Source organism: Flavobacterium fluvii, from assembly GCF_900129545.1.
GTDB lineage: Bacteria > Bacteroidota > Bacteroidia > Flavobacteriales > Flavobacteriaceae > Flavobacterium > Flavobacterium fluvii.
In genome coordinates this window covers 166,520-178,562 of record NZ_FQWB01000005.1, presented here as the reverse complement: position 1 = coordinate 178,562, position 12,043 = coordinate 166,520, and the positions used below count along the sequence as shown (strand labels likewise).

The window sequence follows — 12,043 nt, the reverse complement described above, 5'->3', positions numbered from 1 at the left end:
AAATCAGGCCTTCACTTTATTGGATTTTTGTTGTCAAAAGCACCTTTTGCACAAAATTTCAACCCCAATATTGTCATATACCCTAATTCCTTGAAATTAAAAAAATGAAAACATTATTATCAAGACTATTTATAAGTGCTTTTGTTTTTTGCAGCATAATTTCTGCGAATGCACAAATTACCCTTCATACCATTGGTGATTCCACTATGGCAAATTATGACCCAAGTACCTCGGATATAAGGGGATGGGGCATGATGTTTCAGCAATTTTTCAATTCGGGAGTTGTTGTCAATAATCGTGGGAAAAGTGGATCCAGCAGTAAAAGTTTTTATATGGAAGCACCTTATTGGACAACTGTAAAACAACAGATAAAAGCCGGCGACTATGTCATCATTCAATTTGCCCATAACGATGAGAAAAACGGAGGTCTTGATGGCGGAACCGATGCCCTAAATCCAATCAACGGAACGGACTATAGAGGTACAAATCCGCAAACAACCTATAAAGATTATCTTAGAAAGTATATTGATGAGACCCGCGCTTTGAATGCCACACCAATTTTGGCAACTTCCATATGTCGAAAATATTTTAGTGGAGGTACAATTACGCGTACAGGTCTCCATGATTTAGGTACTAATTTTAGTCTTCCGGCAACAGATCATACTTATGATTATGTTTATGCCATGAAAGAAGTCGCGGTAGAAAAAGGAGTGCAACTTATCGACTTGACTACCTTGACAAAAAACTTGGTTGAATCTTATGGCGATGCTGCCAGTACTGCCCAACTTTATGTTGCTGCGGATTCTACACACCCTACGGCATTATTGGGAACATTAACTGCTAGATTATGTGCCCAAGAAATGATTAAACAAAATATTTTGGCGTCTTATATTAACACGTCAACAGATGTCTTGATTAATCCTGTTAGCTGTGATTTTGGAGATGGCTATACAGGTCAGACACTTACAAAAGAATTAACAATCACTGGTTTGGATCTTGTTCCAGTTGCGGGAACATTTACGTTTTCTGTTAATAATGGTTTCTTGATAGCTGCAAATAAGACAGATACTTTTGGTTCTTCCATCAATATGAATTATACCGGTGGCAATCTTGCATTTACTAAATTTTATATCTCAACAACTCAAGCAGTTGGAGGTACCAAAACTGGAACTCTTACCGTGGCTAACGGAACCGTGACAAAAACAGTGCCTCTAACCGCTAATTTTATTCAATTAACAGGAGGAACTGAAGTAAGTGTCATATGGTCGTTAACTGCAAATACTACCCCAGTGTTATTAGGCCCTGCCACTGTTGTTGATCAATCATTCAGCGCTATGAATACTTCAAGTTATGCTGTTCCTAGTAGTACAGCAATATGGCCTGCTGGAAGCGGTTATGACAGCACAAGAAAAACGCAAAGAAACGTAATTGATGGTAGTGTTTGGCCTGCAGGTGAGATTGATGAAGTCTCAACACGTTATATTCAATTTGGAATTAAAGCCAATGCTGGAACAGAATTGAATATTGATTTGATAAGCTTATATGTTGGAGGTTCAGGTGGAAACGGTATGCGCTGTCGTATTTCTTATTCAAAAGATGATTTCACCACTACATTTGCGGCAGGAGAGTTTCAGAGCATGGTATCTGGTACTATGAATGCTGTTTCAAAGATACCAGTCATTAAACTTGTCAATGGAGAAACTTTAAAACTGCGTGTATATCCTTGGTATAACGGAACAGCTACAGGAAAAACAATCTGTCTCTCGGATGTTAAAATTCACGGAGTAGCTCTTCCTGCTGTAGCTCTTTCCATAGACGAATCCTTGAAAAATGAATTAAAATGGGCAGTGCAAGATGGTTTTATCAAGATAACGAATGCTCCTTTAAACAGTAAAATCACCATTTATGATTTAAGTGGAAGACAAGTATCCAAATCATCCAATAGTACTGATACTTCAGTCATCATGGCAACGCCAAAAACTAAAGGAATTTATATTGGTAAAGTGGAATCTCAAGAAGGTACACAAACAATAAAGTTTTTAGTCCCTTAAAGCCGATTTTTATTTTCTCGCTAAAAAAGGGATGCCAATTTATTTTACAATACAATTAAATTAACAACTATTAACTAACCAAATTATTACATTATGAATTCAACTTTATCTCTTAAAAAGCATTGGTCTTTTTTTGCTTTTTTTATTGTTCTTTTTGGAACAAGTTTACCATTATTTGCCCAAATTACTCTCTGTAATTGGAAATTCGACAATGGGTACACTAAAGCAGGTACCAATCCGTATAATTACACGCCCAATGCAACCGCTAGAGTTGCCGCTGATGGTCTTGACGTAACAGTTAATGCCAATGACATCATTTATCCTGACAGTTATGATGGAACTCAAACAAGCTATGCAATGAAAATAAATGCTGCTGGAGCGAAGTTGAGAAACGTATATCAAAATACTACGACCTATCATAATTCCGCTACATTGGGAGCTAGTATAGCCAGTGCTGATTTTACAAATTCAGCAAACCACAGCAATTACTATCAATTTTCTTTTCCTACTACTGGGTACCAACAAATCAAGCTTGATCTTGACATGACAACCCAAAACGATGCTGATGACTATCTTCAAATTGTATATTCAGTAGATGGCGGTACCACTTGGACTGTTGGAGACCAAGCTCTAGGAAATGCGCAATGGTGGGTAACTGTAGCACGAAGTGCGACCATTGTTGCCAAAAACAAAAGCAATGTATTAGTACGATTAATTGGCGTGAAAGGTGGTGCTACATCGGGTAATTATTTTTATTTAAACAGTTTTAAAGTTTCTGGAATCTCTACTACCTTGCCAACAAATACTCCGTCTACAATTAACTGGGCATTTGATTTGGGTACAGCTGGACAAACCGCAACTTATACGGATGCCACTTACTACAAACCAGACAATGTTACCGTAGGAAGCAATTATATTTACAAAGGCATAGCTTCAGGAACGAATCCTGTGGCTACTTATACAGCATTAAGAAATAATTTGGCTACAACCACACCAACTGGAGCAGATGTCAACAATTTAATTGGTTTTAATTTTACACCCGTAACAGGCTTAAATTTTAAACCAACAGCTATTACTTTTAAATGCCAAAGATTCGGAACAGGATCAGGATTAATTGATGTTTATTGGAAATCCTCGGATGGTACTTCAAAACTGGTTGCAGCAAATGTAAAGCCGGCAAGAGAAGCTGATGCCACAAGCGAAGCTGCCGATACCAGTACCTTTACTATGGATGTTTCAGGACTCACCATTCCTGCTTTAGGAGGTAAAACCACTTTAGAAATATACATTCATAGTCTTGGTAGCGCTAAAGATGTTGGATTGTCAGGCATTTCAATCACGGGAAATTTGAACGGAACTCCTGCCGATGTAAACCAATATACTTTGACAACAGCTGTGTTACCTGCTCTAGCCGGAGTTGTGGTTTCTGACAATCCGGCAACTGTGGATGAAAATACCGTTGTAAAATTAACAGCCAATGCCAACTTTGGATATACATTTTTAAACTGGACGGATGGATCAGGCAATATTGTTTCAACCAATAATCCATACACCCAAACTGTTACTGCCAACACTACTATAAAAGCCAACTTCAACACTCTAACTACTTACGCATTAGATCTCACTGTTAACGGAGGAGGTAAAAATTATATGGTAAACATATCTCCTGCTGGAACAATGGTGAATGGTGTTAGGATGTATGTTGCAGGTACTGCCGTTACCCTAACAGCCAGTGGAAACCCAATCCTTAATTTCTCCAATTGGGGCTCAGGCGAAACGAATAATATGTTGAATATTACAATGGACAGCAATAAATCCATTACTGCTGCATACAACCCTGCAGACTATATTGTGGGATGGGATTTTTATGATGAAGTAGTTAATGTAGATTTTTCTTCAAATGTTGTAAATAATGCTGTTGGGTTGGTGCTTCGCGATGCCGCTGGAGCAACTGCTGGTGGATTAAATTTTTCAACTGTAGCAAACCCTCCTGGATGGTATGGCAAAAATTGTCGTATCAATTGGCAAGCTTTGACTAGTAAATTCTACTATCAAATTAAAATTAATGCTGCTGATTATACCAATATCAAAGTTCAAGCTGCTTTGCTTGCTAGTTATTCTGGCTATGCAACACAAAAATGCGAGTATTCATTGGATGGAACAAATTTTACTACAGTAGGTTCATATAACACAGGCACACTGAATACTTGGGTTGATGGCTCATTCAACCTGCCTGCCGATGCTAACAACAAAGCAGAAGTTTACATCAGATGGATTCCAGATTACACTTCAGCGGTTCTAGGATCTGGTAATGACGGAACATCTATTTCTAACATTTATATTTATGGAACCCCGAGCATATTTAACGATGGCACGGCACCAGTTCTAGTTAGTTCTGTACCCGGTAATGCTACAACTGGAGCTTCAGCAACAGGAAAAGTAGTGCTTAATTTTGATGAACGTGTAAAAATAAATACTACAACTGCGACTTTAAACGGTAAAAACCTAACCCCTGTGGTATTTGGTAAATCCATCTCGTTCAATTATTCGGGTTTAGATTATAACACTACCTATACTTTTAATTTGGCTGGAAATGCAATATCCGATTTGGCAGATAATAAAATAACCAATCCTATTTCCATCACGTTTACAACGCTTAACAAACCAACCGTTACGAAAAAAGCGTATGACTTCGTAGTAGGTGTTGACGGAAATTTTGCCGCGGCTTTGGCCGCCGCCGATGCAGCAAAAAACAGTGGCAATAGATTCTATATTTTCTTTCCAAACGGAAACTATGATTTAGGAACTACGACAGGAGATGCAACGCAGCAAACCATCATCAGTTTGCCTAATATTTCTTTTATTGGACAAAGTACCGAAGGAGTAACCCTTTTCAACAATCCTACCCAAGCCCAGGAAGGAATCGACAAAACACCGACAATCAACTTTACGGCAAGCGCCAACAACATTTACATGCAAGACCTTACCTTGCTCAACAAAATGGATTATCGTTTGGGAATTGCCGAAAAACGTGCCGTGGCATTGCGTCATCAAGGGGATAAAAACATCTTTAAAAACGTAAGACTATTGAGTAATCAAGATACTTATTTTACTGGAGCAGGAAGAACCTATTGGGAAAATGGTGAAATCCACGGAACGGTTGACTACATTTTTGGAGATGGCGATATTTTCTTTAATCAATGTCTTCTTTATATGGAAAATAGATCTTCTGGAGGTGGTGGTATTGTTACTGCAGCAGCTACTAGTTCTAATTGGGGCTATGTATTTAACAATTGTACCATTGCTGGTGATACACAACAAAGTGGAATTTATGGACTAGGCAGACCTTGGAATATTGCGCCTAAAGTGGCTTACATTAATACCACGATGAACATTTTGCCATCGGCTGGTGCTTGGGGAGACCCAATGAATGTGGTTCCATTTAGATTTGCAGAATACAATAGTTTGACTTCTTCAGGCATTGAAGTAGATTTAAGCCAAAGACGCACACAATATACCAAAGATGCTATTTCTGTTACATTAGACCCTACTTTAAGTAAAACCGAGGCTGACCAATACACCATTGAAAATGTATTAAGCGGAAGTGATACTTGGCAACCAACATTATATACAGAGCAAGCGGTAACTCCTACACTAGCAAATACAGGAGCTAAACTGAACTGGAACGCTGATAATTATGTATTGGGATGGGCCATTTTTAAAAATGACGTGTTTGTAAAATTTACGACAACCAATAGTTATGACATTATAGGCAATACGGGACTTTATACTGTTAGGGCTGCAAATGCAATGGGTGGCTTAAGCGCCAAATCAAATGCAATTGATGCAACGACATTAGGATTAAATGAAAATAATGTATTAGCTGTCAAAATTTATCCAAATCCAGTGGTTAATGGTCAAGTTTCCATATCGATTCCTACTGTATCACCTAATACAACTATGTCCCTTTTTGGACTGGAAGGAAGACTAATTATGAAAGAAAACCTAAATAGCAATACAACAACAATAAATATATCTAAAATCCCTTCGGGAGTTTATTTACTAAAAGTAGAGTCGGAAGAAGGCTCTCAGGTATCCAAAATAGTTAAAAATTAAACCAATTAATAGAAATTCAAAAGCCAGTTAAAAAAAATTAACTGGCTTTTTTTGTTACGAGTTCTCCCGATAATATTTCCTTTGCAATACAAATATGGTTTAGGGACAAACCCACTGAATTTCAGTGGGTTTTTTTTTGTCTTTTTTTAGTAAAATGGGACTCTTTTTTAGTATTAGTATACTTATACGTAGGTATTAAATACCATTTACATTGCTTAATAATAACTTTTTTTAAAAAAATAATTAAAAAATACGTATAAATATAAGTATTAATACTTATATTTGCCTCGTAATACTTAATTAATGAGTTATGATTAAAGTAATAGTAGTCGGAAACGGCATGGTAGGTTACAAGTTTTGTGAAAAATTCATCACAAAAAAGGGAAGTGAAAATTATCAAATCACGGTCTTTGGTGAAGAGCCGAGACGTGCTTATGACAGGGTGCACTTGAGTGAGTATTTTGCAGGGAAAAGCGCTGACGACTTGTCTCTGTCTACATCAAATTGGTATGAAGAAAACAACATTATTTTAAATACTTCCGAGTTAATTACAGATATTAATAGAGAGCAAAAAACCGTGCATACTCATTTAGAAAAAATACATGCGTATGACTACTTAGTTTTGGCTACAGGTTCTGCTGCTTTTGTGCCGCCTATTGAAGGAGTGGACAAAGAAGGAGTTTTTGTATACAGAACTATCGAGGATTTGGATGCCATCATGGCCTATGCCAAGAAAATAAAACAAAAAGGTGCTACCGAAGCTGCCGTTCTTGGTGGTGGATTGTTGGGACTTGAGGCTGCCAAGGCGGTACGTGATTTAGGATTAAATCCTCACGTGGTGGAATTTGCTCCTCGACTGATGCCAAGACAATTGGATAAAGGCGCGAGTGATATGTTGCAATCCAAAATTGAAGAATTGAATATTGGCATTCACCTTAATAAATCAACACAATATATTGCAGGAGAGGATACCATCACGGGGATGATGTTTGATGGGAATGAGCTTCTTAAAGTGGATATGTTGGTGATTTCCGCAGGGATAAAACCTCGTGACGAACTAGGAAGGGTTTCAGGACTTGAGGTAGGTGTTCGTGGAGGAATTGTTGTAGATAATAAAATGCAGACTTCGGACCCAAATATTTATGCTATTGGTGAAGTGGCACTTTACAACCACATGATTTATGGTTTGGTTGCTCCAGGATATGAAATGGCAGATGTTGTGGCTGAGCAGATTCTTGGCAATGAAAAATTGATGAGAGAAACCATAGATATGTCAACCCAGTTAAAATTGATTGGGGTTGAGGTAGCAAGTTTTGGTGATCCTTTTATAGAAAACGACGAAGTAACCGCCATTGTTTACGAAAACAAATTCAGTGGAATTTACAAAAGAATCAATGTTACCAAAGACGGGAAAACACTTTTAGGTGGAATTCTGGTAGGAGATTCAAGCGATTATAACGGATTGTTTCAAATTTATAGCAATGCAATGAAATTGCCTGCTAACCCAGAGGATTTGATTTTGGGTTCAAGAGGTGGCGAAAGTTCTACTATGGGAAGTGCTATGGACTTGCCAGACACTGCCGTAATTTGTTCTTGCGAAAATGTAACCAAAGGCGCTATTTGTTGTTCTATTATAGACGGAAGTTGTGAAACATTTGGTGATGTGGTAAAATCAACCAAAGCCACTTCAGGTTGTGGTGGATGTAAACCAATGGTGGTGGATTTGGTTAAAGAAGCTCAAAAATCACTAGGTAAAGAAGTGAAAGATGTGGTATGTGAGCATTTTGCTTACTCCCGTCAGGAATTGTATGATATTGTGAAAATCAACAAATTCACCAATCATAATGAGGTGTTGGGAACCGTAGGTAAAGGTGATGGTTGTGAAATTTGCAAACCCGTTCTTTCTTCAATCTTCTCAAGTATCTACAACGATACGGCCAATAAACACGTAACTGCCCAAGATTCAAATGACAGATTCTTGGCGAATATTCAACGTAACGGAACCTATTCTGTTGTGCCTAGAATGGCTGGAGGAGAAGTGACAGCCGAAAAATTAATTGCCATTGGCGAAGTTGCCAAAGAATACGGTTTGTACACTAAAATTACAGGTGCACAACGTGTCGATTTGTTCGGTGCTGAACTAAATGACTTACCTGCCATTTGGAAAAAATTAATAGACAATGGTTTCGAAAGTGGTCATGCTTACGGAAAATCATTAAGAGCGGTCAAGAGTTGTGTAGGTAATGCTTGGTGTCGTTATGGTATGGATGACAGTACTTCATTGGCCATTGAATTAGAAAATCGTTACCGAGGAATTCGTTCTCCGCATAAATTAAAAGGAGGAGTTTCGGCTTGTATCAGAGAATGTGCCGAGGCTAGAGGAAAAGATTTTGGAGTGATTGCTGTTGAAGGTGGATGGAATTTATATATCTGCGGAAACGGTGGGGCAAATCCGAAACATGCCGTTTTATTGGCGGAAGCTATTGATAAAGAAACGGTAATTAAGTATATGGATCGTTTCTTGATGTATTACATCCAAACCGCAGGCCCATTGGTAAGAACTTCAACTTGGTTAGAAAAACTAGAAGGTGGAATCGAATATTTGAAAAATATTGTAATTAACGATAGTCTTGGTATCAACGAAACTTTGGAAGCAGAAATGCAAAAATTGGTTGACACTTTCGAATGTGAGTGGAAACAAGCCATCGAGGATCCTGAAATGATGAAACGTTTTAATCATTTTGTCAATTCAGATGATCGTGATGATAATCTAGAATACATTCCTCTTAGAGGTCAAAAAATGCCAACAACCTGGTAATCTAAAATATTTAAAAATCCTTCCATCAACTTCAACATACAAATGGTGGTCTTTCGCAATCATTATTTACTAATGTTGGAGTGATGGAAATTTTAAAAACACATATTATGCAAGATATTTTAAGTCAATACGAAACAGTTCAATTAAACGATGTAAAAGTTTGGTTCAAAGCAGGGAAAACTACTGATTTTCCAACTGAAGGTGGTGGTTGTATCAAATATAAAAGCAAACAGATTGCAGTTATCAATTTCTCTCGCAGAAACGAATGGTATGCTTGTCAAAACGTTTGTCCTCATAAAATGGAAATGGTGCTTTCAAGAGGAATGATTGGTTCTGCTGATGAAATTCCAAAAATAGCCTGTCCAATGCACAAAAAAACCTTTTCGCTTACCGATGGTTCCAACCTGAATGGAGAAGATTACTCTATTGCCACTTACCCAGTAAAAGTTGTGGATGGAGAAGTATTCGTTGGCTTTTTGGAATAATTGTGTATCTTTGAATCTAAACAATTCAAATCACAATGACACCATTTCAGAACGCCAGCCTATGGATTGATGCAGAAAATGCACAAGATCCAAACAGTGAAATATACGAATCCAAAACATACCCAAAAGAGCTATTATATTCGAATCGAATGTATGAAAGGTTGTTGGATTTTCATCCAGATGCCTCAGAAGCAGTTCAGATAGCTTCCAAGGCTCAACACATTTGCCGATGGAAAGTAGCCAGGGAATCCTATCCAATGGATCGTGTGGGTTACTTGAAATGGCGTGAAGATTTGAAGAAATTCCATGCCAAACTCACTGCCGAAATTTTGGAAAAAGCGGGTTATCCGCAAGCGTTCATAGACCGAGTTTCTTTCCTTATCGAAAAAAAATTACTCAAAAAAGACGAGGAAACCCAATTGTTGGAAGACGTAATTTGTCTCGTGTTTCTGGAGTACTATTTAGACCCATTTGTACACAAACACGATACGGAAAAACTCAAGAACATCATCCTGAAAACTTGGAACAAAATGTCTGATAAAGGGCATCAAGAAGCTTTAAAAATAAACTATACTGATGCCAATCTTCAGTTGATAAAAGACGCTCTTGGGTTGTAATACACTTTTGTCATGAGAAACAGCGCCGCGGCAACTGTCGATATATCATTCAAGAATCTAAGGCGATTGTATATATTTGCCTTGTTGACTATTGCCGTAACGGTTTTGTTAAGCCAGTTGTTGATTCAACACAATCTGAACAGCCAGTTGAGCGATTCCAAAATCATCAATATTTCGGGAAAACAAAGAATGCTCAGCCAGAAGTTGACCAAAGAAATTTTGATTTTGAATTTTATTGTCGATGCAAAAAACAACAAAAAAGAAATTGACAAGGCAAACGAAATCATAAAGCTTTGGAAATTCAACCAATATGCCTTGGAAAACGGAAACGACAGTCTCGGTTTTCCAAAAAGAAAAAGCAAGGCTCTTTCTGATTTATTTCTGGCCATCAAACCCAATTTCGACAATATTGCCAATGCCGCGACAGCATTCCTGGAGAATAAAAAATTGGGAATCAAGGAGGAAGAAAACCAGGAATTGGTTCAAACCATTCTAAAAAATGGTGCTGTTTTCCTGGAGAAAATGAATGATATCGTGGGGCAATACGACAAGGAAGCTCTCGAAAAGGTTACGCTGCAAAGCAAAACCGAGTATGGAATCCTGATGTTTACCATGTTGGTTTTGTTGTTGGAATTCATTTTTATTTTCAAGCCAACCAATAAAAAAGTAGAAACGCTTATTCTGAAACATTTACTCTCGGAGAAAAAAGCATTGAAACTGGCACACGACACGGAAGTGATAAGCGAGGCAAAAGAAAACTCCGTTAAAGAATTGAAATCGCTCAATTACGCCATGGAGAACACGCTGCTTTATTGCCGCGTTGCTCCTGACGGTTCCTTGATCCATATTGGTGAAAAATTTGCCAAACTACTGTTTTACAATCCTTTTCTTTCAGACAAGACTTTTTCGCAGGTGTTGACTCCAATAGAAAAAGAGCAAGTTGCCATTGACCGGATTATTTCCCAAAGGCAAAAAAGCGGTTGGCAAGGAGAACTCAATATTACCAATAGAAACGGAGATTTGATTTGGCTCGATTTGTCGATGGTTCCCGTAACCATCAAAAAAGAGGAATCGGAGTTGTTGATTATCTGTTTTGACATTACCGAACGCAAGAAAGCGGAAGAAGAAGTCGAGCGATTGAACATCGAAAATGTGACCGACAAAATCAACCAACAAAAAGTGATTTCGAGCAAGATTGTCGAAAATCAGGAAAACGAGCAAAACAGGATTGCCAAAGAAATTCACGACGGCATCGGACAAATGCTTACCGGATTGAAATTCAGTCTCGAAAGCATCAATTTGGACGACAAGGAAAAATCGGCACAAAAAATAGAATACCTCAAAAAATTGTCTTTGGACATCATAAAAGGGGTGAGAACCGCCACTTTCAACCTGATGCCGCCCGAATTGAGCGATCACGGCATTGTTTCTTCCTTGGCGAAATTGACCCAGGAATTATCAAAATTGACGGGCAAAAACATCCTTTTTTACAACAAGTCCAATTTTGAACTGCGACTGGATTCGTTGATTGAAATAAACATTTACAGACTGACGCAAGAAGCCATCAATAATGCCATAAAATATGCCGAATCTACCCATATTATCGTGCAGCTTTCGCACAGCAACAATATTTTGAGCATTACCATTGACGACAATGGAAAAGGTTTTGACATTGCCGAAGCCGAGAAAAAGAGAAACAGTGAGTCGGGAATGGGGATGCTTTTCATGAAAGAAAGAATTCAATACATCAATGGGCGTGTTTTTATCAATTCGATAATAGACGAAGGAACCCGGGTTACCTTTAATATTCCTATTTAAAACGTTCAATGACAATTTCAAAATCAAGGGCAATATCAATATAGAATAGTTGGCAAAGGATAATTTACCCCAAATTGATTTTTGCCATTGCCATTGCTATTGTTATTAAAAAATACGTATATTAGCCTAGTTTTTTAT

6 protein-coding genes are annotated in these 12,043 nt (G+C 37.9%); all 6 read left to right on the top strand.

What is annotated here, in order from left to right:
• The first annotated feature begins 104 nt into the window (after positions 1-104).
• The gene (locus BUC16_RS12475) at positions 105-2,051 is read left to right on the top strand and encodes an SGNH/GDSL hydrolase family protein (RefSeq protein WP_073371012.1); all 1,947 of its coding nucleotides are present in this window, start codon (positions 105-107) and stop codon (positions 2,049-2,051) included.
• Positions 2,052-2,144: 93 nt separating this feature from the next.
• Positions 2,145-6,167, top strand: a complete 4,023-nt coding sequence (locus BUC16_RS12470) for a pectinesterase family protein (RefSeq protein WP_073371010.1) — start codon at positions 2,145-2,147, stop codon at positions 6,165-6,167.
• A 310-nt stretch (positions 6,168-6,477) separates the two neighbouring features.
• Positions 6,478-8,985 (top strand): nitrite reductase large subunit NirB, encoded by a 2,508-nt coding sequence (gene nirB, locus BUC16_RS12465; protein ID WP_073371009.1) that lies wholly within the window; start codon positions 6,478-6,480, stop codon positions 8,983-8,985.
• Positions 8,986-9,092: 107 nt separating this feature from the next.
• Positions 9,093-9,470: a nitrite reductase small subunit NirD gene (gene nirD / locus BUC16_RS12460; protein ID WP_073371255.1), complete on the top strand. Its 378-nt coding sequence runs from the start codon at positions 9,093-9,095 to the stop codon at positions 9,468-9,470.
• A gap of 35 nt (positions 9,471-9,505) precedes the next feature.
• Positions 9,506-10,087: a DUF4202 domain-containing protein gene (locus BUC16_RS12455; RefSeq protein ID WP_073371007.1), complete on the top strand. Its 582-nt coding sequence runs from the start codon at positions 9,506-9,508 to the stop codon at positions 10,085-10,087.
• 12 nt (positions 10,088-10,099) lie between these two features.
• Positions 10,100-11,905 (top strand): sensor histidine kinase, encoded by a 1,806-nt coding sequence (locus BUC16_RS12450; RefSeq protein WP_073371005.1) that lies wholly within the window; start codon positions 10,100-10,102, stop codon positions 11,903-11,905.
• The last annotated feature ends 138 nt before the right edge of the window (positions 11,906-12,043 follow it).

Excerpts from the sequence above, each read along its gene's own strand:
- BUC16_RS12475 (WP_073371012.1), top strand. The coding sequence starts at position 105 with ATGAAAACATTATTATCAAGACTATTTATAAGTGCTTTTGTTTTTTGC.
- BUC16_RS12470 (WP_073371010.1), top strand. The coding sequence starts at position 2,145 with ATGAATTCAACTTTATCTCTTAAAAAGCATTGGTCTTTTTTTGCTTTT.
- nirB (WP_073371009.1), top strand. The coding sequence starts at position 6,478 with ATGATTAAAGTAATAGTAGTCGGAAACGGCATGGTAGGTTACAAGTTT.
- nirD (WP_073371255.1), top strand. The coding sequence starts at position 9,093 with ATGCAAGATATTTTAAGTCAATACGAAACAGTTCAATTAAACGATGTA.
- BUC16_RS12455 (WP_073371007.1), top strand. The coding sequence starts at position 9,506 with ATGACACCATTTCAGAACGCCAGCCTATGGATTGATGCAGAAAATGCA.
- BUC16_RS12450 (WP_073371005.1), top strand. The coding sequence starts at position 10,100 with ATGAGAAACAGCGCCGCGGCAACTGTCGATATATCATTCAAGAATCTA.